Genomic DNA, 25,368 nt, shown 5'->3' with positions numbered 1-25,368 from the left:
GCACGACTCGCGGTCCGGAACGCACGACTCGCGATCCGGAACGTACGACTCGCGGTCTGGAGTGCACGACTCGCTATCGGAACGTACGACTCGCGGGTGGTCAGTCCTCGCTGTCCCAGTCGGCGTCGGCTCGGTCGGCTGCCCTGGTCCGCTCGCGGGCGATCTCGAGTGCACGGCGAGCGGTCGCCTCGTCCGGGTACGGCCCCAGCCGGTCGATCGAACGCGACAGCTCGCCGTGCTCGACCTCACCGGTCCGCGTGTTGTACCACCAGCCTGCGGCCGGGTTCGGGTCCTTGCTCATCGGTGCCATGCTCCGAGCCTGACACGTGGCCGCCCCGGCGGCCACCGTCAGCGGCGGTACCGATACGGGATCTCCGTGGGTTCGTCACCGGTCGGCCCGAACTCGCCGCCCTGGCCCGACGGCTCCGCGCGGCTGGGTTCCGCGCGGACAGGCTCCTCACCGCTTCGCTCCCCCGGCATCTCGTCGAACCAGCCCCGATCCGACCGGGGTTGTGCGGCAGGCGGCTGCGGTGCGCCCACCGCCTTCGGGGAGGGCTCCGCGGGCTGCTGAACGGCGATGCCCCGCGGCGGAGTGTCCACGTCGGCGTCCTCGGCAACGTCCTCGGCGAGCGGCGCCGACGGCGGTTCGGGCACCACGGCGGGTTCCTCCACCGCGGCAGTCGCGGGCGCCACCGCCGCGGGCGGTTCCGGCGCCGGCTCCCCAACCGGTTCGGCTTCCACGGGCGGCACCGGGGTCTGCTCCACCGACTCCACCGGCTCCCTCGGCTGCGGCGAGGACACCGAAGGCGCCGTCGGCGGGGGCGGCAACGGCGGCGCGGACGGCGGCGAGGCCGACGTCGTCCGCCACACCGGCTGCGGGCCGATGTTCATCGGCGCCGGCCTGCCCTGCGCGGGCGCGGGCGCCTGCCGCACGGTCTGCTGAGCGCCCCGCACGATCGGGTCGAGGCACGACACGAGCACCGTCGTGTGCTCGGGGTCCTCCACCTTCCGGCCGCTGCGCTCGCGGTAGACCATCTCGCCATCGGAATCGATCTCCACCAGGTAACCGGCCTCGGCGAGCTGTTCCTCGTCGAGGTCCACGAGCCGCTCCGGCCGGGACGGCACCACCCGGTACGTCGGCCACGCCAGCCGGGCGTGGGTGTCGTGGAACTGGGCGAGCAGCGCGGCCATCTGCTGCTGCCACGGCAGCGGCATCGACTCCGCGATCGAGCGCGGCAGCACGACGTACCCCGCGTCGACCCCCGGCCAGCCCCGGCGCAGGTGGTCGGCGAGCGGCGTGCTGGACGCGGGCGGAGCGTTTCTCGGCGCCTGCGGGAAACCGAACATGTTCCGAGGGTCGGCGTCGAGTCCGGCGGACTGGCCGCCCTGCTTTCCGCGCTTACCCCACTTCTTGGCCACGACACTCACTCCACGTAGTACTCACACGCCAGGCCTGACCGCCTGCGGAACGAGCTCGGCCTCGTCCCACGACACTTCCCTCGTGTGCACCGGCACACCACTCTGCTGCGCTTCCACCATCTTCCCGTCACCGAGATACATCGCCACGTGGTGGATGGTGCTCGGGTTCGACGGGTCGTACGCCCAGAACAGCAGGTCGCCTGGCTGGGCCTGCTCCACCGGCAGCATCGCGCCCGCCTTGTACTGGTCCCTGGACACGCGCGGCAGCGTGATCCCAGCGGCCTCGTACGCCCGGAGCATGAGCCCCGAGCAGTCGTAGGAGCTGGGCCCCGTCGCGCCCCAGACGTACGGCTTGCCCTGCTCCCCCAGCGCGAACTGGATGGCCTGTCCCGCCACCTGGTTCGGCGGCAGCACCGGGCCGACGCTCTCGCCGCAGCCCGACGCGTTCTCGACCTGGCCCATGTTCTCGACGAGGTGGACCGCCATCGGCTCCCAGTTGTGGTAGCGGTCGGGGAACGCGGAGCGCTCGACGGCCTGCGCGACGTCGCCGGGTCGCATCTCCTCCCAGCCGTCGACCTCTTCCAGCACGTCGTAGAACTTGTTGACCTGGTACGGCGGGTTGGTGACCTGCTCGACGGTGCCCCAGCCCATCGACGGCCGCATCTGGAAGATGCCAAGAGAGTCCCGATCGCCGTAGTTGAGGTTGCGCAGCCGTGACTCGGTCATCCCGGCCTGGATGGCGATCTGCCACGCCCGTGGGGAGAGCTCGCGTTCCTTGCCGATCGAGATGATGAGCGAGACGATGCTCCGCTGCTCCTCGTCCAGCTCGCTCGCGTCGGCCTCGCCCTTGCTCGCCAGGCCGGGCTGAGTGGGCCCGATCGCCGCGTCGCAGCTCAGCGGCGTCACGCCCTGGGCCTGTTGCCGCTGGCTGTCGATGATGGTGACCATCCCGACGGCCAGCAGCACGGTGATGACGGCCGCGGTGACACACCCGACCAGTAGCCCCGCCCGCACGTTAACCCGCCTGGTTGTAGTCGGCGACGCGCCAGCCGGCGTTCGTGCTGACCACGGTGATGCTCAGGGTCGGGCCGTCCGTGGGCACCTGGACCTCGACGGAACTGGTGAAGGAGGAGGTGGCGCGCGGCTCGCCGGTGACCTTGGTGGCCGGGATGTTCGCCGGGTTCACGCTCCGCATCACCGGCAGGTACTCCTCCGTGGTGTACGGGCGCAGGCCCTCGAGCCACTGCTCGTTGGTGACGCCCTGCGGATGGTTCACCCAGGCCGACGCCCAGTTGGCCGCGACCCGCAGCGCGGCGGGCGCGGGCGGTGCGGTGGTGGGCTTCGCGAGCGGCTCGGAGAGCCGCGTCGGCAACGGACTGGTGGTGGTCAGCCGGTCGTCGGTGGGCGAGCCGGAGGCACCCTGCGACTGGCCCGCGGGCGGGGTGGCCCCCGCGCCGGAGTCGCCGACCAGCCTCGGCACCACGATCCCCGCCGCGACGAGCACGGCCACGACCACGATGAACGTGCCGATCAGGTGCGTCGGCGAGCGCAGCGGCCAGCCCCACAGGCGGCGGTACACGGCCGCCCTGCCACGGTTGGTACGAATAGGCATCGCGACCCCCTACCGCACCACGTGGTCGGTGTCGCGGGGCTCGTCACCCCGAACCTCGAGTCCCCTGGACGGCCGGTACAGCACGAACACCGGCTTGCCCGCGACCAGTTCGGGTTCGACCCGGCGCGGTTGTGGCGGCACGGCCGCCGGTGGTGGCGGTCCCTGCACCGTCTCGCGGGGCGAGTCGGACGACGCCGACCCGACGCCCACGGACGCCATGCGCGAGGGCACGACCACCGGATCGTCGTCGCCGCGGTCCCAGCCGCGGTCGGTCACGGGCGCGGTGTCCACCCGCCTGCTCGACGCGGGCACCGTGCGCGGCTGGGTGTAGTCGCCCGGTGAGCGGCCCGGCACGTAGTTCGCGAAGGCACCGGCGGGCGCGCCACCACCCGCGGGCAGCGCGGCCCGCCCATCGGCACCGGCCACCGGGGCCGGCCAGTTCGTCGAGGGATGAGCCGCCGCCCCACTGCCGTTGTCGAGGCGCTGGGCGCTGGCGAACACGGTGGCCTCGGGCCGGAACCGGCCGCCGCTGGTCGCACCTGCGTGGCCCCGGGTCGCCGCACCGCCCGCGGCCTCGTCGTCGTCGCGCACGCTGCGCCAGAACTCGTCCTGCGGCGTCGGCTCGTCGCTCTTCTTGCGGAACCGCGAGAAGAGACCGCCTCTCGGGGTCGGAACGGCGGAACCGACCATGCTCACCGACATCTCGACCATCTGCCAGAGCCGCCTCGCCGGCCTGCCGACCAGGAACAGCAGGATCGTCACCAGCCCCGCGAGCACGATCTGCGTCAGCATCGACAGCGAGTTGCCCGCCGCGAAGATCGCCTGCAGCAGCAGCGCGTGCACACCGGCGAGCACCGAGAGCACGATCAGGTTGAACGCCACCGACCCGACGACCTTGCCGACGCGCCGCAGGATGTCGTGGTGCAGGATCGCGACGAGGCCGATCAGCGGTGCGGTGAGCGTGAACAGGCGCACGAGGATCTGCGCCAGCAGCACCGCGGCCTTGGCGAACAGCTGGAACAGGGCATAGACCAAGCTCTGGAGCATGGCGAGGAATCCCGCACCCGTCCGGCTTCCATCCTCGCCGGTGAAGTAGCCGGCGGCCGGACCGAGCTGGGTCGAGATGTCCTTGAACGCCTGCTTCTTCTGGTCGATGATCGCTTGGTTGGCATCGTCGCCGTTGCTGATCTGCTGCACGGTGAACGCCTGAGCGTCCAGCAGCGGCCTGCCGAACTGCTCGGCTTGCGGTGCGTCCGGAGCCCCGAACGTGCCCCGCAGCCAGCTGTCGTAGACAACGTGGGTGTGGAGCTGGGTCGGCAAAATATCGTCGACGTTGCGGGCTGCCGCGTTGTCGACGAATCCCGCCTGGATGTCCGTCGTGGTCTGAACGATCGTGCGGTCGATCTCGTCGTAGTAGCGCAACAGCGCCAACGACGAGGCCGCTAGCCAAACCCCGCCCAAGGCGAACAACGCCCGCTTGCTCACGGTCGCGAGGTCACCGCGCCAGATGTTTCGGAACATGAAGATGGCGAGCAACAGCGCCACGATCCCGAACAACTGGGCGTAGATGTTGCTGTAGACGGCTTCGGCGCCCTTGGAGACGGCGTTGTAGATCGGGTTGAGCAGCCCGCCTTCGAGCACCGTGTAGTGCAGCGAGTTGGTGGCCCCGACGATGTTCTTGCCGATGTTGAAGAGCTGGTTGCCCGCCCACGTGTCGACGGTCGTGTTGGGGTCGGTGAGCCCCAGCGCGCCGCTGTCGCAGTCGTAAACGTTCCAGACCATGCCCGCGTAGCTGTAGTCGCGGTAGGCGCTGTGCTCTTCTCCACGAACGTCAGGCGGGTCGATCGCGCCGACCATGCCCGAGCCGGGGCGTTCCGGGTTGGGGGCCTCACAGCCCTGTGCGTGGGCGGGGGGTGCCGTGACGACGGCCTGCAGGCCGAGGATCGCGATGGTCGCGACCAGTGCCGCGTATCTCTTGCGGCCCCGTGCGGGGCCTTCACCTCGTCGTCGCCTCGTGCGTGCGTCGTGCCAGGCCCAGGCGCACAGGAAAACGACGAGCAGCGTCAGCACGGTGTTCATGCGGCGTCCCGGCCGGTGCCGTTCTTGCCTGCCCTCGCCGGTTGCTTCTCCTCGCCCGGCCGATCCGGCGCACGGTCGGGGTCGGCCTCCTCCAGCACCTGCTCCTCGGTGAGCCCGACCTCCAGCTCGGCCGCCCTCTCGAGGTCCTCCTCGAACTCGTCTTCCGGCAGCGGGGGCTCGGGCACGCGATACTCGGGCTGACTCGGCCGCTCCGCGCCGGGCCTGGCCGGCGTCCGGTCCTGTGTGGAGCCGGGCGTGGTGTCGAGCGAGTTGCGCAGGTGCTCAAGGTGCGGGCCGGAGAAGTCGACGCGGATCCGTTCGACGCCGCCCGCACCGTCGGCGAAGATGAACTGCCTCGGGTCCCGGTCGCGCTCGACCTCGCGCTGCGAACCGGGCCGCCTGCCCAGCGCCGCCACGACCTGCTCGTAGCCGACGCCCACGGGCACCTTCAGCAGGCGCAGCGCGTCGGACTGCGTCTCGTCGTCGTCGAGCCTGCCGACGAACACCGAGTCGAGCAGCGCCACGAACCCCTGGATCTTCAGGAAGTCGGCGGGAATCTGCGACGACAGCAGCACGCGGACGTTCCATTTCCGCGAGTCACGCGCGAAGCGGTTCATCAGCACGCGACCCGTCGGCACCTCGGACAGGAAGAACGCCTCGTCGATCCAGACGCCCTTGCGCTGGTCCTTCGGCTTCTCGTAGACCGAGCGCTGGGTGAGCCACGCGGCGAGGTTCAGCATCTCCACGCCGAGCGCCTCGGCGTCGGTCCAGTGCTCCCGCCCGACGCCCTCCTTCGGCAGTGTCAGCCCGGCCATCGTGAGCACGGTGAGCCGGTCGTCGCGGGTGTCGGAGTACGGGTCGGCTCCGGCCTCCGGGATGAGCAGCGACATGCGTTCGCGCAGCTCGTCGAGGAAGTCGGCGACCACGACGGCGTGCTCGTGGTGCTCGCTGGAGTCGCGCCGCAGCGCGTCGATGACCTGGCCGGGGTCGGCGTCGTAGCGGCCACCGACCGTCCGCACCGCGCGCAGGAGCACGATCCGCGTCTGCGGCATTCTGGCGACGTCGTAGGGCAGCACGCCCGTGAGCACGTCGAGGACGAGACGGCGCCGGGTGGCGCCGGCGAGTGCCCGTTCGCGCCGCCACGCGCGTTCCGGGTCCTCCTCGTCCAGGAAGTGGTCGAGCTGCGGTTCGGCGACCACCCGGTACGGGTTGAGGATGCCGGGCTGGGCGTTGAGCAGGTTGATCGGCCGCGCGTACGGGCGCAGCTCGGGCAGGTCGCACAGCCGCGACAGTGGTCCGGACGGGTCGAGGATCGTCCAGTGCGCCCCCGCCCGCAGTGTCTTGTAGACGATGCCGCCGCCAAGGAAGGACTTACCGCCACCGAGTCCGGCGACCATCGCGGTGAGGCCGGAGCCGTCGCGGATCTCCTGCGCCATCCACGGGTCCCAGGCGACGGGACGCCGGGTGGCAGTGCAGGTCTCGCCGAGCAGGATGCCGCGCCGGTCGCCGACCTCGGCCGTCGCCGTGGGCACCGCCGAGGCGGCCCAGACCACCGAGCCGCGCCGCAGGTAGGCGCCGTTCGACAGCGGCTCGCCGGGGATGAACTCCCTGGCCATCGCGTACTGCGCCTCGGGGTGCTCGATGGCGACCTTGGGCTTGTAGAGGTCCAGCAGCTGCTGGGCCAGTCGCAGTGCCTCACGCTCGGTGGGCCCTGACACCGCGAGCCGCCACCACGACCGCACGCGCGTGGCCAGCGCGGTGAAGCCCGACGTCATCTCGTCGTCGATCTCCAGCACCCGCGACGCCTGCCGCGCCAGCGACTGCGGCGGCTCCAGCTCGTGCTCGTCGGTGTAGTGCTTGACCTGCGAGCGCACCTTGTTCATCTGGCGCTGGAGTTCGCCTGCCACTTCTTCGGGCCTGCGCACGTAGATGCGGGCGGACCACTCGACTGAGGCGGGCAGGCGGTCGGCGTGCTGCACCCACGGGTCGTCGACCTCGGGGATCTGCAGGCCGTGCATCTGCCCCACGGTGAGCACGGCGACGTGGCGCTTGACGCCCGCGTTGGAACCGGTCCGGCCGCGCACCGTGACCGTCGGCGCGTAGGGGTCGCTGTGGAAGTCGGCCGCGTCGGTGAAGCTCGCGAGGTCCTCTGGCTCCCACGCCGCACCGGGCACGGCGGGCAGGTTACGGGGCGCGGGCAGGCCCAGCGAGCACGAGCGGTGCATCAGCCAGGAGATCTCCTCGGCGTGCACCGGCCTGCCCTCGAGCCCGCTCGACCCGATCACCTGGTCGAGGTGCTCCACCTCGGAGTCCAGCGCCGTGAGCTCGGCGTCGACGGCCTCGGGCAGGATCTTGCGCAGCAGCGGCGCGGCCCGCTCGACGGCACGGTCGACGACCCTGCGGGTCTGGACCTGCACGCCGAGGTAGACCTCCTTCTCCGCCATGGAGCGGCCCATCAGCTGCTGCTGCTCGCCCACGAGGTAGTCGTCGAAGGAGAGCGAGCCTGGCACGTCGGCGGGCCGGTCGTGTGCGTTGTGGACGTGCGCCTCGGCCCACATCCGGATCGGGTACGGCCGGGCGGTCACGCGCAGGTGCATCCAGCGGCCCTGCAGCTCCGCGTACTGGCCGGCGATGGCGGCGATCAGGTCCCTGCGCTGGGAGTCCGAGCGGAAGGACCAGCGTTGCGGCGCGAGCCGATACCAGGCGTAGACCTCGTGCCCGGTACGCAGCAGGTGCCCGTCGATCGAGCGCGCCGCGATGGACGGCGTGTAGGTGGGTATGGCCTGCTCACCGGGCAGCCGCCTGCCTTGGCGGCCGCCTTCGGCCTGCTTCGACTGTGCCGGCTGCTGTGCCTTCCGGCTGCGGTCGCGACCGAACAAGGACTACCTCCCCACCGGCGCCGAGGTACGGCGACGGCGTGCTCGTGCTGTGCTTTCTCGGGACGGGTACCGGACTGGGCTCGCTGTGCTCACCGCTCTTCCTGGAACGGGCGGATGGTGGTCGTAGCGCGGGGCGGGGCGCCGCGCCCTGCCCCGCGCGCGCTTCGGCCTCGGCCGTTCGGTGCGCACCTTGATCTTGCTGGCGCTCGCCGCCCCGCCGGTGCCGCTGGTCTTCTCGCGCGGGGCCTGCAGCTCCCTCATCCACATGGCGAACACCGCGCTGAGCGGGCGTTCGTGGCTGATCTTCGCGGTGATCAGCCTGGTGAGGGCGATCGTGATGACGAAGGCCCACGCCGTGGTGAAGAAGCCGAAACCGAAGCCGAGCTGCCGCTCGACGCCGAGTGTGACGAGGAAAAGCGGGATCCCGACGCCCCACGCCACATAGCGGGCGCGCCACGGGAACGTGGCCTTCGGCGGGCCGAGCCAAACCGCGTCGACCCGGTAGACCTCGTCATCGGTTCGAATGCGCACTGCGGCGGCCCCGGATCAGCCTGTGAACAGGCCGGCGATCCATTCGCCGACGTTGACTCCGAGACCGCTGACCGCAAGCCCGATGATCGCCAACGCGATCACCACGCCGGCGAGCCTGCGCATCACGCCGGCGTTGTCGCCCTTGCCGCCGCCCAGCCAGAGCAGCAGCAGTGCGACCGCGAGCAGTACCAGCGGGACAATGTTGTCGAGGAGCCATTGCCGGACGTTGCCGGTGCCGAGCTCACCTTGCGCCAGTGCCGCAAGCGTCATCGTGGTCATCGCGTACTCCCGAGTGCCCGGAGTGTGGTGCGCGACACACTGGTGTGTGCCACACAGAGGTTCCAGCACTTGCCGTGTTCAAACAACATCATGGCGTTACGACACATAGTGGTCAAAGGGCTGCGGGCCATAGTGGACCCCTGCGCCCGGTGGTCTTCGCCATTGCGCTCACTGAAACTCGTCTGCCCTCCATCATCGCCGCAACGGCGTCCAGGATTAACCCTGTCCACCCGGATTTCCTAGTGTGCGCATGGACTCACTCACACGCGTAGATCCTTCTCACTGTGAGTACGGGGTTCCACCGGTTGATGATGGCGAGAACAGTGAACCATGCCCCGATCGGCCGCAGCAGCGGGCTCCGGTCCGTGACTGGGCTTGCGGGCACCGTCGTCGCCGAGCACCAACCGAAAGAGCGAAGGGCACTACGGCGTGCACAGTTCGGCCCCCTGTTTTCGGCACTCTCCGTGACGCTTAGCCCGTTGTGGGGGTTTTCGGCAGGGGCTCACTTACGCCCAGCGAAGATGCCTGGTGGGAACGCGCCCTCGGCGACGGCCTTGCGGCTCAGCTCACGCCCGAGTGCGTGGATGCGCTCCGCCTTGTCCGCACCGACCCACCGGAACGGCGCGACCGCGGCGGCATTGGTCTGCTCCTCGATCCGCTGCCGCATCTCGGTGCCGGGCTCGGTCAGCCGCCCTTCCGCGTCGAGCAGTCCGCGCTCGCGCAGCTCGCCGGAGGCCTCGGCCCACTGTTCCTCCGACCAGCCGCGCATCCTCCTGGCGAAGTCCTCGACGAAGCCCTTGCCCGTCGCGGTGTGCGTGATCAGCGCGGGCAACCCGGCGAGGCCCTCGCTGACGAGCACGGCGATGTGGCCGTCACCCCGGTACTCGCGCAGCAGCGAGGCACCGTGCCACAGGACGAGCACGGGGTCGTCCGGCCAGTCGAGCCCGGCGTGCGCCGCGTAGAGGACACGGCCTTCGGCCACACAGCCCTCGGCCGCCTCGCGCACGAGCGCGGCGAGCTCCGTGAGGGTGTCCGACCCGGCGAGCTCGGAGCCGAGCAGCCTGCGCAGCGCGGCGCCCGCCGCCTCGAATCGGGCGCCGACGATCGTCTCGGGGCTCGCGATCGTCCACGCACGCGGGATGTGCCGGGCGACGAGCTCGGGGTTGAAGTTGTAGAACGTCGCGGCGACCACCTCGGGCCCGACGGGGCCGAGCGGGGCGCCCCTGCCGGCGAAGTACCGCAGCCTGCCCTGGGGCAGGCCGATGGCCGCATACGCCTCGTCGGCTTCGGGCGCGAAATAGACCATCGAGTGCAGGGGTTCGAGAGCACGGTGACAGCGGGCCGCGGCGGCGCGGGCTTCGGCGTGATCCATGAGGGCGAGCGTAGCGGCGCGAGGTGGGTGCGGAACGGGTCGGAATCGGACGGAATGGTCGGCCGGGTGCGTCTCCGGCTCAGTCGCCGCCACCGTCGTGGCCGTTCTTTTCTTCCTCGCCCTTCTTGTCCTCCTCGCCCTTCTTGTCCTCCTCACCCTTGCGGTCCTCGTCCACTTTGTCGTCGTCACCGCGGTTGTCCTCGGCCGGTGGCGGTGGCGGTGTGGGTGCCGTGGTCTGGCTGTGCAGGATGGTGTCGGTGACGAGCCTCGGCGCGCCGTCGATGTCGGCGACGCCGAACTGGTGGAACTCGGTCACCGTTGTGCCGTCGATCCTGGTCAGCGTGACGCCGGTGTGGACTGTGTCCTTGCCGGTGGCGCGGGGTGCCGAGATGATCTCGACGGTCTCGACTCCCGCCCAGTAGGCGTCGAACCGGTCCTTGCCCTGCGCGCGGAGTGCGGGCGCGAGGTGGACCCAGGCGCGGTCGGGGTGCTCGGGCAGCGCGGCGTAGAAGGCAGAGACGACCTTCTGCAGGTCCGCCGCGGTGAGTGCGCGCGTGGTGGGCGCTGGTGGTCCGGTCGTGGTTCCGGTGGCGGCGTCGTTGTCGCCGGCCCAGTTCGCGAGGGCGAGCCCGGCCAGCACGAGCGCGACGAACGCGCCTGCCGCGGCGAGCCACCACCGGCGGCGGGGACGGGGAGGTGGCGCCGGGGTGGCGGGCTGTTCGGGCGTCAGGTCGTCCAACGGCCGCAGGTCCAGCCGGGTGCCGGAGCCGCCGGGCGCCGGCCGCACGGTCATCGTGGGCGCGTTCGTGCCCGCCATCGGATCGGTGGCGGCGTCCGGCGCTCCCGCACCGACGAGCGCAGGCCCTACGGGCGCGGGCACGACTTCCACACCCCCCGCCACGGCGCGCAACGCCTGAGCGGCCTCGGCGCCGGTGGGTCGCGCGGCGGGATCCGTGGCGAGCACGGCGGTCAGCACCGGCGCGAGCGGACCGGCATACCGCGGCGGCGGCAACACCCCGGCGGCGACCCGGTGCAGGACCGCGATCGGGTTGTCCTCGTCCTGACCGAAGGGCAGGACATCCTCCACCGCCGCGTACAACGTGGTGCCGAGGGAGAACACGTCCGAGGCGGCCGTGGCCGGTTTGCCCTGGGCGATCTCGGGCGCGAGGTAGGCGGGCGTGCCGGCCAGGATTCCGGTCTGGGTCACGGTGATGTCGCCGGTGGCGCGGGAGATCCCGAAGTCGGCGATCTTCACGGCGCCGTCGTCGCCGATGAGGATGTTGCCCGGTTTGACGTCGCGATGCACGATCCCGGCCTCGTGCGCCGCGGCCAGTGCCGAGGCGGCCTGCGCGCCGATGTCGGCCACCTCGATCGGGGTCAACGGCCCGTCGGCGAGGACATCGGCGAGGCTGCGACCGGGGAAGTACTCCATGACCAGCAGCGGCGAACCACCGTGCTCGTCGATGTCGTGCACGGCGATCACATGGGGATGCCGGAGCTTGGCGGCGATCCGCGCCTCACGCATGGCCCGCTGCCGCGCCTCCTCGGCCTGCTCGGTGTCGGCGCCGGCCTGGCGGAGCAACTGCTTCACCGCGACCGGGCGGCCGAGCCGCTCGTCAACGGCCTTCCACACCACGCCCATCGCGCCGCTGCCCAGCCGACGCCGCAGCCGGTAGCGGCCGGCGAGCAACTGCCCGACCTCGCTCACACCATGCCTCGTCTGCCGTTCACCCGGACAGGGTAGAACGCGTGAAGCGCAGAATTGCTCCCCTACCCTCTGAAGAATTGTGAAAAGCGTTCGTTTCCGCAGGTTATGACGCCTGACCGAGAGATGGTGGTCCATATCTCAAAGGGGGTTGTTATTCACGAACCGCGTTGTCAGAATCCGCGGCCATGACTTACGACCCCTACCACGGTTCCGACCCGTACCGCGGCGACCCGCGTGCAGCCGGGTACGCCGACCGCGCCCCCGGGACCGAGCGGCGCCGCGACGACGGTGCCAATACCGTTATCGCGCTGGTTCGGGCCGTTGTCAGTGTGGTCGTCGCCGTGTTCGTCCTCCACATCCTGTTCGTGGTGCTGGACGCCAACCAGGGCAACGGGTTCGTCGCGACCATCTACACCGTCGCCAAGGCGCTCGTACTCGGCCTGGGCGACGTCTTCACCCCAGAGGACGCGGTCCTGGGCGTGGTCATGAACTACGGCCTGGCGGCCCTGCTCTACCTCGTCCTCGGCCAGTTCGTGATCAAGGCCCTGCGCCGGCCCTGACCCAACACACCATGAGCAGACATCGGTTCGACGACGACGAGAACCCACACCGCTGGGGAGGGCCCGCACTCACCTCGGCGCCGAGCAAGGCGCCCGGCCACCACGACGCGGACGAAGACACCGAGCCGCTGCCCACGGGCGCGGACCTCGCCACCGACCACACCACGACTCCGTCGCACGACGGGGAACCGACCACGCGAGAACGCCCGTCTCCAGGCCATCACTTTCCGGCGGAGAACGGGGAGGCGTGAGGTGGACGAGTTGGCATGTAAGCCGGATTCTGTTCCCGCGCGAACGCGGGCGGCGGCCATCCATCTCGGCCTGCCGTTGCCGGCAGGCTCCAGCGGCCTACCCGCAGGCATCGGGCGGGCTACCCTCGAACGCCTGCGCAGGAGCGTGAGCTCCCTCTTGGCCTTGCTCCGGGTGGGGTTTACCGAGCCGTCCCGGTCACCCGGGACGCTGGTGGTCTCTTACACCACCGTTTCACCCTTACCCCGCGTTGCCGCGGGGCGGTCTGTTTTCTGTGGCACTGTCCCGCGGGTCACCCCGGGTTGCCGTTAGCAACCACCCTGCCCTACGGAGTCCGGACTTTCCTCGGCCCGGCGCCCTCGCGGGCACCGAGGTCGCGGCCGCCCTGCCAACTCGTCCACTGGACGAGGGTACGCCCGCCCTCCCGGCCCGTGCTCCAAAGGGGTGATCTCATGCGGGAGCAAGGGAGCTTTGCTCCCGCCAAACGGGAGTAAAGCTCCCTTGCTCCCTTCCGGGGGGCCCGGCTCAGCGGAGGTGGGAGATGTCGTTGACCAGGCGGACGGAGGCGTTGCCGTCCGGGTAGAAGTCGGCGATCGAGAGGGACGCCGGGTCGAGGTGCAGGCGGAACAGCAACGACGGGCCCGCTTCCAGCGCCACGCGCAGCAGCGACTTGATCGGCGTCACGTGGCTGACGACGACGACCGTCTTGCCCGGGTACGTCGCGAACAGCTCGTCGAGCGCTGCCCGTACCCGCTTGTGCACCTGGTCGAAGCTCTCACCGCCCGGGGCGGCCACCGAGGTGTCGCTCATCCACCGCCGGTGCACCTCGGGGTCGCGGCGCGTGGCCTCCGCGAACGTCAGGCCCTCCCATTCCCCGAAGTCCGTTTCCACCAGCCCCGGCAGCGTGCTCACCCGCCCGCCGACGGCGTCGGCCACCGCCTGCGCCGTCTGCATCGTCCTCGTCAGTGGCGACGCCACGATCGGCAGCGGCTCGTCGCCGACGCCCTCCATGCCAGCGAGCCGCTTCGCCGCGGCCTGGGCCTGCCACCTGCCCTGCTCGGTCAGGCCGACGTCGCCGCGTCCGGAGTACCTGCGCTCCACGGACATCTCCGTCTGCCCGTGCCGCAGCAGGAGCAGCCGCGTGGGCGTGCCCGTCGCGCCCGTCCAGCCCGTCGGGCTGACCCGGTCAGGCCCCTTGTCGTCCTCGGCGGGCTCCTTTGAGGCCGACCCGGATTCCTGCGTGTCCATCGCCTCGTTGGCGAGCCGGTCGGCATGGGAGTTGAGGGCCCGCGGGATCCACTCGTACCGCACGCGCGTGAACCGGCCCGCCAGTTCACGTGCCCGCGTAGCCAACGGTTGCAGGGCGGCGTTCTTGATCTTCCACCGCCCGGACATCTGCTCCACCACGAGCTTCGAGTCCATGCGTACGTCCACAGTGGACGCACCGGCCTCTTCGGCCGCCTCCAGGCCCGCGATCAGGCCCCGGTACTCGGCCACGTTGTTGGTCGCCACACCGAGCCCCTGCTTGCGCTCGGCGAGCACCTGCCCGCTGTCGACGGCCTTGACCACCGCGCCGTAGCCCGCCGGGCCGGGGTTGCCCCTCGACCCGCCGTCGGCCTCGACGACGACGTGCTCGGTCACAGACCCGACTCCAGGGTGCGCACCATGATCGCCCCGCAGTTGTCGCACCGCACGACCTCGTCCTCGGCCGCCGCCTTGATCTCCGAGATCGCCGAGCGGTCGAGCTCCAGCTGGCAGGCGCCGCACCTGCGGGAGCGCAGCAGCGCGGCCCCGATGCCCTTCTGCTCCCGCACGCGCTCGTACAGCGCGAGCAGGTCGGCGGGGAACCTCGGCACCAGCGCGGCGCGGTCCTCGTCGCGGCGGGCCTGGGTCGCGTCAAGGTCGGCGAACGCCTCGTCGCGCCGCTTGCCCGCGTCGGCGAGCTGCTGCTCGGCGCTGCTCACCTCGGCACTCGTGCGCTGGACGTCCAGCTCGACGGCCTCGCGCCGCTCCATCAGCTCCAGCAGGTCGTCCTCGAGCGCGGACTGCCGCCGGTCGAGCGTCGCCAGCTCGTGTTCCAGATCGGTGAGCTGCTTGGCCGAGACCGAGCCCGACTCCATGAGCTTGCGGTCGCGGTCGGCACGGGCCCGCACCGACTCCACCTCGCGCTCTTGCCGCTGCACCTCGCGGTCGAGGTCCGACGCCGTCGTCTGCACGGCGACCAGCGCGTCCCTGCGCTCCCGCAGCGTCTTCTCCGCCTCGCCGATCTCGGTCAGCTCGGGCAGGGTGCGGCGCCGGTGCGCCACCCGGGAGAGCTCGGCGTCCACCTTGGCGAGGTCGAGCAGCTGCCGCTGCACGGCGGGGTCTGCCTTCACTTCGTACTCCCGTTCGCTCGGACGTTCCACGGGTCGGTACACCGCGTGGAGACGTGAACCTCGACGTTACCCGCAGCCCGGATCACCTCGGCGGCTTGCCCGCACCACGGCCACTCGCTCGCCCAGTGGGTGACGCCGACCAGCGCGGGCGCCGGGCCGCGCTGCTCGAGGTGCTCGCCCGCCGGGTGGTGCCGGAGGTCGGCGGTGACGTAGGCGTCGACGCCGGCCTCGGTGGCTGCGGCCAGATAGCCGTCGCCCGCTCCGCCCGACACGGCGACCGTCCTAATGGGACGATCTGGGTCGCCCGCCCCGTACACGCCGGGCGCCGTGGACGGCAGTGCCGCGCCGACGCGCTCGACGAACCGGGCGAACGGTTCCGGCTCGGGCAGCTCGCCGATGCGGCCGATGCCGGTGGCAGCGTCGCCGGCGTGCGGCGCGAGCGGGCGCAGCACGGTCAGCCCGAGTGCGGCGGCGAGCGCGTCGGAGACGCCGGGATTGGCCGAGTCGGCGTTGGTGTGGGCGCAGAACAGCGCGATGCCCTCGCGGATCATGCGGTGCACGAGCGAGCCCTTGGCAGAGTCGGCCGCGACGCCGTGCACGCCGCGCAGCAGCAGCGGGTGATGCGCGACGATCAGCCGCGCCCCCCGCTCGACCGCCTCGTCCACGGTCGCGGCGACGGGGTCGACGCACACCAGCACGCGGTCGGCGGGCTCGGCGGGATCACCGCACACGAGGCCCACCGCGTCCCACGATTCGGCCAGCTCACGGGGGTACGCCGCGTCCAGTGCGGCGATCACGTCGGCAACGCTCACGGACATGCGCACGATCCTCGCACGAGCATCACCCGCTTAGGCCAACCGTCTGAACTTGGCGCGGGACGCCCCAGCGCGACCATGATCATCGCTAGCCTCGTACGGTCATTTTCCCGGCTGACCGAGGAGCGCAATGACCGCGGCTCGCGAAGTACCCGACATCCTGTCCGCCGAATTCGCCGAGGATCCCTACTCCGCCTACCGGATCATGCTCGAGGACTCCCCGCTGATCTGGCACGAGCCCATGCAGAGCTACATCGTCTCCCGCTACGAGGACGTGGCCAGGGCGTTCAAGGAGCCCGCGTTCACCACCGACAACTACGACTGGCAGCTCGAACCCGTGCACGGCAAGACGATCCTGCAGATGAGCGGGCGCGAGCACGCGGTGCGCCGTGCCCTCGTGGCCCCCGCGTTCCGGGGCCAGGAACTGCAGGCGAAGTTCCTGCCGGTGATCGAGCGCAACTCCGCCGAGCTGATCGACGCCTTCCGCGAGCGGGGCACCGCCGACATCGTCAACGACTACGCGCGGCACTTCCCGATCAACGTCATCGTGGACATGCTCGGCCTCGACCGCGCCGAGCACGCGCGCTTCCAGCGCTGGTACACCTCGATCATCGCGTTCCTCGGTAACCTCAGCCAGGACGAGCAGGTCGCGGCCGACGGCCTGCGCACCCGCGACGAGCTGGCCGAGTACATGATCCCGATCATCCGCGAGCGGCGGCGGAGCCTCGGCGACGACCTGCTCTCCACGCTGTGCGCCGCCGAGGTCGACGGCCACAGCATGAGCGACGAGGACATCAAGGCGTTCGTGAGCCTGCTACTGGCCGCGGGCGGCGAGACCACCGACAAGGCGATCGCCAGCATCATCAAGAACCTGCTGGAGCACCCGGAGCAGCTGCGGGCGGTGCGCGAGGACCACGGCCTCATCCCGAGGGCGTTCGCGGAGACCCTCCGCTACACGCCGCCGGTGCACATGATCATGCGGCAGCCCGCGGAGGACGTGGAGCTCGGCGGAGGCACCGTACCGGCGGGCAGCACCGTGACGTGCCTGATCGGGGCCGCGAACCGCGACCCCAGCCGCTTCGCCAACCCCGACACGTTCGACATCTTCCGCGACGATCTGCCCACCGACACCGCGTTCTCGGCGGCGGCCCAGCACCTGTCCTTCGCGCTGGGCAGGCACTTCTGCGTCGGCGCGCTGCTCGCCAAGAGCGAGGTCGAGGTCGGGGTGGGTCAGCTGCTCGACGCCCTGCCGGACCTGGAGCTCGCCGAGGGCGCGGCCCCGGTCGAGCAGGGCGTGTTCACGAGGGGCCCGGCTTCGCTGCCGGTCCGCTTCACCCCAACCCCGCGGGCGCGTACGTCGGCGTGAACCGCACCGGCAGGCTCGCCAGACCTCGCATCCACACGGACGGATGCCACTCCAGCGCGTCCGGCGGCACCGCGAGTGCGAGGTCCGGCAGCCGGTCGAGCAGCACCTCGACCGTGGTCCGCGCCATCACCTCGGCCACCTCGGGGGCCGGGTAGGGGCAGCCGTGTTCGCCGTGCCCGAAGGACATGTGGGCGTGGTTGCCGACCGAGTCCGGCGACTCCAACCGCACCTTCGGGTCGGCGTTCGCGGCGGCCAGGCCCAGCACGAGCATGTCACCGGTCCTGATGCGCATGCCGGCGAGTTGCGTGTCGCGCGTGGCGAAGCGGCCGATGAAGTTCTGCGTGGGCGTGTCGTGCCAGAGGACCTCGTTGAGAGCCTGGCCGACACTCTCGCGCCCGCCCGCGAGCGTCAGCGCGAACCGCTCGTCGGTGAGCATCAGCCGGATCGTGTTGCCGATCCAGTTGGCCGTGGGCTGCTGCGCCGCGGCGGTCACCACCAGCAGGTCCTGCACGATCTCGTCGTCGGTGAGGTTCGCGTCGTGCTCGAGCAGGTACGACGGGATGTCCGGGCCCGGCATGGCCCGCTTGGCGGCGAGCAGCTTACTCATCGTCTTCTGCACGCGCAGGTAGGCGTCGGCCGCGCCGGGCCCGGTGTCGAGCGACTCGGCGATGTCGCGCACCAGTTCCGGCGTCTCCGACTCCGGCATGCCGAACATCTGCGCGATCACGTTGAGCGGAATGCGCAGCGCGTACTGCGCCATCAGGTCGGCCTCGCCCCTGCCCGCGAAGGCGTCGATGAGCGTGTCGGCGACCCGCTCCGAGTGCTGCGCGAGCTCGAACTGGTCGAAGGCGCCGAGCGCGTCGCCGATCGCGCCCGCCCTGCGCTGGTGCTCGGCGCCCTCGGTGAACATCACCGACGGGTTGTGGGCCACGTACGGCAGCAGCGGCCAGTCGGCGGGCACCTGCTCCCACATGTTCCACCTGCGGGTGTCGCGGGCGAACAGCTGCGAGTCGCTGGTGACCTGGTGCACCTCGCGGTAGCCACACACGAACCACGCGGGCACGTCGCCGTCGAGCAGCACCGGCGCGACGGGCCCGTAGGTGTTCCTGATCTCGGCGTACAACGCCGCCGGGTCCTGCTGGAACCGCGGCCCGTAGAGCCGGACGGGGCCGTGCTGCCGGGCGTGCTGCGGGTCGGTCATGAGGCGGTCTCCCTGGCCGATGAGAGCGCGTAGAGGTGGTTGACGAGGGTGATCAGGACGTGCTTGGCGGAGTCGCGTTCTCGCGCGTCGCACTCGATGAGCGGCACGTCCGGGGACAACGTGAGCGCGTCGCGGACGTCGTCGAGGCCGTGCTGGGGGCCCGGGAAGTTGTTGCGTGCCACGATGAACGGCGTCCCGTGGTGCTCCAGCCGGTCGATCGCGTACCAGGAGTCCTCGAGCCTGCGCGTGTCCACGAGCACCACCGCGCCGAGCGTGCCGGAGAACAGGCGGTCCCACAGGAACCAGAACCGCTCCTGGCCCGGCGCGCCGAACAGGTAGAGCACGAGCTGTTCGCTCAGGCTGATGCGGCCGAAGTCGAACGCGACCGTGGTGGTGGTCTTGTCGGCGACGCCGCCGTTGTCGTCGATCCCGAGACCGGCCTGCGTCATGGTCTCCTCGGTGTTCAGCGGGCGGATCTCGCTGACCGAGCGGACCATCGTCGTCTTGCCGACCCCGAAGCCGCCGACAACCACGATCTTCAGGCCCTCCATGGCCGTACTGGGCAGCGGCGTTCTTTCGATGGGATCAGAGATTGTGGAGTCCAACGAGCACCTTCTTGAGGAATGCGGGATCCGGCAGTTCGGCGCTGGCACGGGGCGAGGTGGGGTGCCGCGCTGAGACCTGGCCCGCGTCGAGCAGATCGGACACCAGGATCTTCACGACGCTCACGGGCAGGGCGAGCTCGGAGGAGAGCTCGACGACCGCGGTCGGGAACCGGCAGGTCCGCAGGATCTTGACGTGTTCGGACTGCATGCCCGGAGTGGGGTCGGCCTCGCTCACGATCAACGTGACGAGATCGAGGTCCCTGGCCTCCGCCCGGCTGCGGCCCCCGGTGAGGGTGTAGAGCCGGTCGGGGTCCTCGCTGTCGACTGCGCCTCGGACCATCATGCCGGCTGGCTGTGCCGGGGGTGACGTGGCGGCGAGGTGAGGAACGCGCCGATCTGCTCGACCAACTCGTCCATCTTGTGCCCGATGAGGCCGACGTCGGACTCCTCGGACGCGAGCACGGCGAGGTGCGCGCCCTCCCCCGCTTCGACGATGAACAGGAACCCACCGTGGAATTCCGTCATGGACTGACGGACCCCGCCGGTGCCGTCGCCGAATTCCACCGACGCGCTCTGCGACAGCGCCTGCACCCCGGCGGCGATGGCCGCAAGCTGGTCGGCCCTGTCGACGCCGAGCGCGCGGGTGTGGCACAGCTTGAGGCCGTCCCTGGACAGCACCAGTGCGTGCGTGGCACCCGGCGTGGAGTCGACCAGGTTCTCCAGCAACCATTCGAGGTTCGGATTCGTCGTGCTCATCGGGTATCCGGGGCGCCTCGTGCCGGGCTGGGCACCGGGCACGGCTTCGCCCCTCACTCCAATCTGTTGCTAGCGGTCCTGGTTGGCCGAGGGCGAATCGGGGTTCTGCCCGCGCGAGGTGCTCTGCCGGAAGGCGCCGAACTTCGCCCCCGCGTCGGTGCGGGGCTTCGGCGGATGCTGGGTCCTCGGCGACGGAGAGGGCTGCGGCGAGTTCGCGAGCGTCTGGCCCCGGCGCCGCTTCGGCAGGCTGCGCAACTGCTGAGGCTGCTCGGGCTGCTCTCCGTCGAGCACGGCCGTCATCGTCTCGCCGGACGGCGTCCGCGTCCCGCCGGCCGAGGCCGTCCGCACCGAACCGGTCGCCGTGACGGCGGGCTGCGGCGCGGTGGGCGCCGGGAACTCCGGCCGCGGCTGGGTCACCAGCTGGTTCGGAATTCGCAGCACCACACCGGTTCCGCCGCGCGAGGACGGCCGGAAGAACACGTGCAGGTCGTGCTTGCGCGCGAGGCAGCCGACCACGGCGAGGCCGAGCCGGGTGCCCGACAGCTTGGTCAGGTCCAGTGACTCAGTGGTCGAGACCGCGGTCTTGGCGCGCTCCAGAGCCTGCGGCTTCATGCCGAGCCCACCGTCCTCGATGGTCACCACCACGCCGGTGTGCAGTTCCTCGACGTAGACGTGGACCTCCTCCGACGGCGCGGAGAACTTGGTGGCGTTGTCCATCAGCTCGGCCAGCGCGTGCATCACGTCCTCGGCGGCGTAGCCGACGATCGCAGCGGTGCTGGCGGAGTGGATGCGCACGCGCTGGTAGGCCCTGATCCGGCCCATCGCCCCGCGCAGGATGCTCTCCATCACGATCGGTTTGGTCCAGCGCCTTCCGGACCGGGCGCCGGTGAGCACCGCGATGCTGTCGGCGAGACGGCCCGCCTGCGCCGTGCTGTGGTCGAGCTTGAGCAGATCGCCCAGCACCTCTTCGGAATGCCGGTTCTCCATGTCGCGCAGATCGGCGAGCATGCTCGTCGCGAGTGCCTGCACACGCCCGGCGGCGTTGGCGCACGCGGCCATCGCGGCGGCGCGCTGCCGGTGCCCGACGCTGATCTCCTTGGTCAGCGTGCGCAGGATGCGCTCGTGGGTTTCGTTGTCCGGCAAGGGAATCTCGGTGAAGACCGTGTTGGCCGACGCACCCTCGCGCAGCCTGCGCGCGGCGGCGGGCAACGTGTCGTCGGCGAGGCGGTCGAGTTCGCCCTGCAGCCCGTTGACCTCCTCACGCGCGGCGCGCACCTGCTGATCGCGCAGTGTCGCGAAGAACACGGCGGCGCAGAGCAGCGCGGCGGTGACCCCGCCCGCGACGGCGACCGGGATGCGGTCGGCGGCGGAGGTCTGGAGGGTGATCCACACCCAGGCTCCACCGGTGACGATCAGTGTGACGAGAAGGACGAGCAGGGCCCGGTTCTGCGGCGAGCGCTCGACGTTGGCGCGGTTCGCGGTGGACAGGGAAATGGGAGCCCCCAATGACCTGTGGTGTCTGCTTGCTCCCGCCAACGAAGGCGAGACTCGGGCCGTTGACGAGATCGGGAGCTTAGTACGTTCGCCGCATCGGGGGCTAGGTCTTGCGGCAGGTGTGTCCCCGTCGAACGCGAAAATCCGGCTTGCGACACTGGGGGCATGCACGTCTGTTTCGTGTGCTCGGGAAACATCTGCCGCTCGCCGATGGCGGCGATCGTCTTCCGCGAGCACCTCCGCGAAGCGGGGCTCGCCGGCGAGGTCCACGTCAGCAGCGCGGGCACGGGTCCGTGGCACGTGGGCGAGCCCGCGGATCCGCGCGCCCGCGCGACGCTGGAGGCGAACGGCTACGACGTCGAACACGTGGCCGCGCAGATCGGCGAGCCGCACCGCGACGCCGACCTGTTCCTGGTGGCGGACAAGGGTCATCTGCGGGACGTCTGCGCGCTCGTCGACGATCCCGGGAAAGTGGTGCTGCTGCGCGATTTCGATCCCACCGCGCCGCCGCACTCCGAGGTTCCCGATCCCTACTACGGTGACGGCGACGGCTTCACCGACGTGCTCGGCATGATCGAGCGCGCGATGCCGGGACTGCTCGACTGGGTGCGGGAACGGCGATGACCGCCGAGGAGGCCAGGGCGGCGGTGCGGCGGCATGTCGGCGTCGAGCCGGGGCGGACCTACTCGCTCGGCGGCGCCGTGGTGGTGAGCCTGTCCGGCGGCGGCCAGGTGGTCGCCAAGCGGGGCGCGGGCGTGAACGCGACGCTCGCCGAGGCGGCCGGGCTGCGCTGGCTCGGCGAGTCCGGCGACGTGCCGGTGCCCGGCGTGCACGGGGCCGACGGCGAGTGGATCGTGCTCGACTTCGTCGCGCCGGGAGCGCCGAGCGTCGAGGCGGCAGAGGAGTTCGGGCGCGGGCTCGCGGCACTGCACCTGCGCGGGGCGCCCGCGTTCGGGTCACCGCCGCCCGGTGGCCCGGCCGACGCGTGGATCGGCCTCGCGCCCATGCGCGCCGAGCCGCGCGCGGACTGGGCGGAGTTCTACGCGCGCGACCGGATCGAGCCGTATGTGCGCGACGCCGTCCGCCAGGGCCTGTTCACCACCGGGCAGGCCGCGGTGTTCGACGACGTCTGCGCGCGCCTTCCCGAGCTCGCCGCGGCACCCGAGCCGCCTGCCCGGCTGCACGGCGACGCCTGGAGCGGCAACGTCCACTGGGCCGCCGACGGCAGGGCGTGGCTCATTGACCCAGCCGCGCACGGCGGGCACCGCGAGACGGATCTCGCCATGCTCCGCCTCTTCGGCACACCCCTGCTCGACCACATCCTCGGCGCCTACGTCGAAGCCGCCCGCGACGCGGGCTCCCCGCTCTCCGACGGCTGGACCGATCGCGTACCCCTGCACCAGCTGTTCCCCCTGCTCGTGCACACCGTGCTGTTCGGCGGCGGCTACGCCCGGCAGGCGCTCACCGCCGCCGACGCCGCCCTCCGCGCACGCTGACCACAATCGGTCAATTCGTTGATCATTCTTCGCGCCGCTTCCTGATCTGCCAGGTGGTCACGGGCGAGGAGGCGGCCAATCGGCAGGCGGGTCACGCGCAGGGCGATGTTGCGCGGTGCGGGCGGGCTGGCCGCGACACCCTTGCTCGCCAGGGTCCTCGCCGCCGAGGCCGCGGCGACGACCCTGCCGTGACCGTCAACCCGGCGTTCGAGCTGTCGTACTCGCGCTTCGGGCTGCGGGTGGCGCAGGCCTGGCGGGAACGGCTGGGCCTCGCGCGCGAGTCCGGCTGGGACCGTGCTCGCCGGGCTCGCCGAGCTGCCCGTGCAGGACGGCGTGTACGTGGAGACGATGCGGGCCAGGGCGCGCAAGGTGTGCGAGGCATGGCCGCTCGGCGACCGGGAACGGGCCGTCGGGTTCCTGCTGCACGAGGCGTACCCCTTCACCGCGACCGGCCTGCCCGCGCGCACCAGGGACGAGCTGCCGTCGCCGTACTGCCCCGCCGCGGGTGGCCTGCTCTACGCCGTGGCGATGCTGGCGGCGGGCTGGGACGGTGCCCCGGAGGGTGACGCACCGAGATTCCCCGACGACGGGAGCTGGGAGGGACTGTCCCCCGCGCTGTGAGTGGTCCGCGCCACGGCATACCGTTGAGGGGTGCGGTGGAAGTTCCTGCTCAAGCCCGGCTGGCTGGCGTTGACGGCGGTCGTGTTCATCTTCGCCGTCTGCTGCTTCACGCTGCTGGCGCCGTGGCAGTTCCAGCGCCACGAGGAGCGCGCTGCCCAGAACGCGGCCGTGTCGGCGTCGTTCAGCGCGACGCCGAAGCCGATCTCCGAGGTGGGGCCGCAGGACCGGGAGTGGGAGCGCGTGCTGATCGAGGGCACGTACCTGCCGGATGCCGAGGTGATCGCGCGGCTACGGACCGTGCAGGGTGAGCCCGCGTTCGAGGTGCTGACGCCGCTGCGCACCACGGATGGTCAGGTGGTGCTCGTCGACCGGGGCTACGTGCGGCCGGACGACCGGACCCGGGTGCCCGCCTACGCGCCGCCGCCCGAGGGCGTGGTGCGGGTCGAGGCGCGGATCCGCAACGACGAGCGCGACCCCGACAACCGGGACGCCTTCGCCAACGCGTCCACCGGCGGTCGCCTGCACGCATACTCGGTGAACTCGCAGGTCGTCGCCAGGGCGACCGACCTGGACATCCGGCCCGGCTACTTCCAGCTGAGCGCCGACCAGCCGGGCGTGCTGGGGGCGCTGCCGCTGCCGCAGCTGCAGGCGGGGCCGTACTTCTCGTACGCGCTGCAGTGGATCGCCTTCGGCACGATGGTGCTGCTGGCCTGGCTGTACTTCACCATCCGCGAGATCAAGCCGGGCGGGGCGCTGGCGGAGGAGCGCACCGGCCAGGAGCGGACCCGCCGCAAGTCGGTGGCCCAGATCCTCGCGGAAGACGAGGAACGCGAGCGAGCCGACTCCACCAGCTGAGCAAGCGGCACCCCGGCGCCAACGGAGTCCTCCCGGCCCTCGTAACCGCCCCCAAGGCCACCTTTGTTGCGTTGAGCGCACCTAAGGTGGCCTTGGGGGACAGCGGCTCAGCAGGTCAGCGGCGGCGCAGGAGGCCGAGGGTCAGCGCGAGAGCGGCTGAGGTGACGCCCGCGAGCCAGCCGACCACGCGGGACAGTTCGACGGCGCGGGTGACGTGGCCCGCGTCGGGGTTGCGGCCGTTGCCGAGCACGGGCAGCTCCTCCACACCGTGCGGGTAGACCGTGCGGCCGCCGAGCCGGATCTCCAGCGCCCCCGCGAACGCCGCCTCGACGCGCCCCTCGTTGGGGCTCGGGTGCACCACCGTGTCGCGCCGCCACGCCTCCCAGGCGCGGCCCGCCGAGCCGCCGACCACCGGCGCGCCGGTGACCGTCAGCAGTGCCGCGACGCGCGTCGGCAAGAGGCTCACCAGCTCGTCCAGGCGCGCGGCGACCCAGCCGAACCGGCGGTACCTCGGCACCTTCGGCGCGACGAGCCCGGCGAGCACCGTCACCGCGCGCGAGCCGAGCAACCCGGGCACCCCGGCGACCGCGCCCCACACGAGCGGGCCGACCACCGCGTCCGACGTGCTCTCCGCGAGCGTCTCCACCGACGCCCTCGACAGCGCCGGGACGTCGAGGTCCTCGGTGCACCGGGTGTCCAGTGTGGACAGCGTTTCCCGCGCGGAGCCGAGGTCGCCGGTCTCGAGGTCCCGCGCCAGCTCCGTGCCCTCGGCCACCAGGCGCGCCCCTCCGACCACGGCCCACGTCGCCGCGGCGGTACCCGCCACCTGCACCAGGGGGCGCCCGCGCCCGGCCCGTTCGGCCAGCGCACCGAGCGCGACGGCTCCGCCGGCGAGCCCACCCGCGAAGAGGGCGCCGCGCACGGGGTGGTCGGCGTAGACGCGCTCGCGGACGGCGGACGCGGCCTGCGCGAAACCGGTGATCGGGCGCCCACGCCTCGGGTCACCGATCGCCCCGTCGGCGATGACACCCAACAGCAGTCCGATGGCCCGTGCCGCGCTCACCCGGAAACTCCCCCGCTCCTCCGCCCGAATGCG

26 protein-coding genes and 1 other RNA gene are annotated in these 25,368 nt (G+C 71.4%); 7 read left to right on the top strand and 20 right to left on the bottom strand.

Going from position 1 to position 25,368, the window contains the following annotated elements; translation table 11 throughout:
• Positions 1–100: 100 nt before the first annotated feature.
• The 10 genes from BA062_RS06985 to BA062_RS06940 form a co-directional block, all read right to left on the bottom strand.
• A complete protein-coding gene (locus tag BA062_RS06985) occupies positions 101–310 on the bottom strand; it encodes a hypothetical protein (RefSeq protein WP_110335235.1) in 210 nt (69 codons plus the stop codon).
• Between the two features lie 38 nt (positions 311–348).
• Complete coding sequence (locus BA062_RS06980) at positions 349–1,419, bottom strand: hypothetical protein (protein ID WP_110335234.1); 1,071 nt, start codon at positions 1,417–1,419, stop codon at positions 349–351.
• A gap of 21 nt (positions 1,420–1,440) precedes the next feature.
• Entirely contained in the window at positions 1,441–2,433 is a 993-nt protein-coding gene (locus BA062_RS06975; RefSeq protein ID WP_110335233.1) for a C40 family peptidase, read from the bottom strand.
• 1 nt (position 2,434) lies between these two features.
• The gene (locus tag BA062_RS06970; protein ID WP_110335232.1) at positions 2,435–3,031 is read right to left on the bottom strand and encodes a hypothetical protein; all 597 of its coding nucleotides are present in this window, start codon (positions 3,029–3,031) and stop codon (positions 2,435–2,437) included.
• A gap of 9 nt (positions 3,032–3,040) precedes the next feature.
• Positions 3,041–5,110 carry a magnesium transporter gene (locus tag BA062_RS06965; RefSeq protein WP_110335231.1) on the bottom strand — a complete coding sequence of 690 codons (2,070 nt, stop codon included), beginning with the start codon at positions 5,108–5,110 and terminating at the stop codon, positions 3,041–3,043.
• Positions 5,107–7,989, bottom strand: a complete 2,883-nt coding sequence (locus BA062_RS06960) for an ATP-binding protein (RefSeq protein WP_110335230.1) — start codon at positions 7,987–7,989, stop codon at positions 5,107–5,109. Before BA062_RS06960 ends, BA062_RS06965 begins: the two co-directional genes overlap by 4 nt.
• A gap of 3 nt (positions 7,990–7,992) precedes the next feature.
• Positions 7,993–8,520, bottom strand: a complete 528-nt coding sequence (locus BA062_RS06955; RefSeq protein ID WP_110335229.1) for a hypothetical protein — start codon at positions 8,518–8,520, stop codon at positions 7,993–7,995.
• 15 nt (positions 8,521–8,535) lie between these two features.
• A complete protein-coding gene (locus tag BA062_RS06950) occupies positions 8,536–8,799 on the bottom strand; it encodes a hypothetical protein (protein ID WP_110335228.1) in 264 nt (87 codons plus the stop codon).
• A 502-nt stretch (positions 8,800–9,301) separates the two neighbouring features.
• Entirely contained in the window at positions 9,302–10,171 is an 870-nt protein-coding gene (locus BA062_RS06945) for an SCO6745 family protein (protein ID WP_110335227.1), read from the bottom strand.
• Between the two features lie 79 nt (positions 10,172–10,250).
• The gene (locus BA062_RS06940; protein WP_245959704.1) at positions 10,251–11,879 is read right to left on the bottom strand and encodes a serine/threonine-protein kinase; all 1,629 of its coding nucleotides are present in this window, start codon (positions 11,877–11,879) and stop codon (positions 10,251–10,253) included.
• Between the two features lie 185 nt (positions 11,880–12,064).
• Between BA062_RS06940 and BA062_RS06935 the strand changes: the two genes are divergently transcribed.
• Both BA062_RS06935 and BA062_RS06930 read left to right on the top strand, forming a co-directional pair.
• Positions 12,065–12,439, top strand: coding sequence for a hypothetical protein (locus tag BA062_RS06935; protein ID WP_245959703.1), 375 nt, complete (start codon positions 12,065–12,067; stop codon positions 12,437–12,439).
• Between the two features lie 11 nt (positions 12,440–12,450).
• The gene (locus BA062_RS06930) at positions 12,451–12,690 is read left to right on the top strand and encodes a hypothetical protein (RefSeq protein ID WP_110335225.1); all 240 of its coding nucleotides are present in this window, start codon (positions 12,451–12,453) and stop codon (positions 12,688–12,690) included.
• Positions 12,691–12,692: 2 nt separating this feature from the next.
• Here the strand turns inward: BA062_RS06930 and rnpB are convergent.
• The 4 genes from rnpB to BA062_RS06910 form a co-directional block, all read right to left on the bottom strand.
• Positions 12,693–13,084: RNase P RNA component class A (gene rnpB, locus BA062_RS06925), an RNA gene on the bottom strand.
• A gap of 129 nt (positions 13,085–13,213) precedes the next feature.
• A complete protein-coding gene (locus BA062_RS06920) occupies positions 13,214–14,329 on the bottom strand; it encodes a bifunctional RNase H/acid phosphatase (protein WP_110335224.1) in 1,116 nt (371 codons plus the stop codon).
• Positions 14,326–15,063 (bottom strand): zinc ribbon domain-containing protein, encoded by a 738-nt coding sequence (locus tag BA062_RS06915; protein WP_110335223.1) that lies wholly within the window; start codon positions 15,061–15,063, stop codon positions 14,326–14,328. Before BA062_RS06915 ends, BA062_RS06920 begins: the two co-directional genes overlap by 4 nt.
• On the bottom strand, positions 15,060–15,881 hold the full coding sequence (locus BA062_RS06910; RefSeq protein ID WP_110335222.1) for a Nif3-like dinuclear metal center hexameric protein: 822 nt from the start codon (positions 15,879–15,881) through the stop codon (positions 15,060–15,062). The genes BA062_RS06915 and BA062_RS06910 overlap by 4 nt, the downstream gene beginning before the upstream one ends.
• Before the next feature lie 127 nt (positions 15,882–16,008).
• Between BA062_RS06910 and BA062_RS06905 the strand changes: the two genes are divergently transcribed.
• On the top strand, positions 16,009–17,244 hold the full coding sequence (locus BA062_RS06905) for a cytochrome P450 (protein WP_110335221.1): 1,236 nt from the start codon (positions 16,009–16,011) through the stop codon (positions 17,242–17,244).
• Here BA062_RS06905 and BA062_RS06900 read toward each other — a convergent pair.
• The 5 genes from BA062_RS06900 to BA062_RS06880 form a co-directional block, all read right to left on the bottom strand.
• Positions 17,210–18,445 (bottom strand): cytochrome P450, encoded by a 1,236-nt coding sequence (locus tag BA062_RS06900; protein ID WP_110335220.1) that lies wholly within the window; start codon positions 18,443–18,445, stop codon positions 17,210–17,212. The genes BA062_RS06905 and BA062_RS06900 overlap by 35 nt on opposite strands.
• Positions 18,442–18,996: a GTP-binding protein gene (locus BA062_RS06895; protein ID WP_210406784.1), complete on the bottom strand. Its 555-nt coding sequence runs from the start codon at positions 18,994–18,996 to the stop codon at positions 18,442–18,444. Before BA062_RS06895 ends, BA062_RS06900 begins: the two co-directional genes overlap by 4 nt.
• A 34-nt stretch (positions 18,997–19,030) precedes the next feature.
• Positions 19,031–19,390 (bottom strand): DUF742 domain-containing protein, encoded by a 360-nt coding sequence (locus BA062_RS06890; RefSeq protein ID WP_110335218.1) that lies wholly within the window; start codon positions 19,388–19,390, stop codon positions 19,031–19,033.
• Positions 19,390–19,806 (bottom strand): roadblock/LC7 domain-containing protein, encoded by a 417-nt coding sequence (locus BA062_RS06885; protein ID WP_110335217.1) that lies wholly within the window; start codon positions 19,804–19,806, stop codon positions 19,390–19,392. Before BA062_RS06885 ends, BA062_RS06890 begins: the two co-directional genes overlap by 1 nt.
• A gap of 69 nt (positions 19,807–19,875) precedes the next feature.
• Entirely contained in the window at positions 19,876–21,243 is a 1,368-nt protein-coding gene (locus BA062_RS06880) for a sensor histidine kinase (protein WP_425452870.1), read from the bottom strand.
• A 222-nt stretch (positions 21,244–21,465) separates the two neighbouring features.
• Between BA062_RS06880 and BA062_RS06875 the strand changes: the two genes are divergently transcribed.
• The 4 genes from BA062_RS06875 (at position 21,466) to BA062_RS06860 (ending at position 24,272) form a co-directional block, all read left to right on the top strand.
• Positions 21,466–21,924 (top strand): low molecular weight protein-tyrosine-phosphatase, encoded by a 459-nt coding sequence (locus BA062_RS06875; RefSeq protein WP_110335215.1) that lies wholly within the window; start codon positions 21,466–21,468, stop codon positions 21,922–21,924.
• Positions 21,921–22,796 (top strand): fructosamine kinase family protein, encoded by an 876-nt coding sequence (locus tag BA062_RS06870; RefSeq protein ID WP_110335214.1) that lies wholly within the window; start codon positions 21,921–21,923, stop codon positions 22,794–22,796. The genes BA062_RS06875 and BA062_RS06870 overlap by 4 nt, the downstream gene beginning before the upstream one ends.
• A 294-nt stretch (positions 22,797–23,090) precedes the next feature.
• On the top strand, positions 23,091–23,417 hold the full coding sequence (locus BA062_RS06865) for a hypothetical protein (protein WP_110335213.1): 327 nt from the start codon (positions 23,091–23,093) through the stop codon (positions 23,415–23,417).
• A 30-nt stretch (positions 23,418–23,447) separates the two neighbouring features.
• A complete protein-coding gene (locus tag BA062_RS06860) occupies positions 23,448–24,272 on the top strand; it encodes an SURF1 family cytochrome oxidase biogenesis protein (RefSeq protein ID WP_110335212.1) in 825 nt (274 codons plus the stop codon).
• Positions 24,273–24,387: 115 nt separating this feature from the next.
• Here the strand turns inward: BA062_RS06860 and BA062_RS06855 are convergent, their stop codons facing one another.
• Positions 24,388–25,335: a cobalamin biosynthesis protein CobD/CbiB gene (locus BA062_RS06855; RefSeq protein WP_110335211.1), complete on the bottom strand. Its 948-nt coding sequence runs from the start codon at positions 25,333–25,335 to the stop codon at positions 24,388–24,390.
• Positions 25,336–25,368 lie beyond the last annotated feature (33 nt).

Source organism: Prauserella flavalba (genome assembly GCF_003202235.1).
GTDB lineage: Bacteria > Actinomycetota > Actinomycetes > Mycobacteriales > Pseudonocardiaceae > Prauserella_A > Prauserella_A flavalba.
The sequence above is the reverse complement of the archived record's forward strand: the minus strand, read 5'-3'. Positions and strand labels throughout refer to the sequence as shown.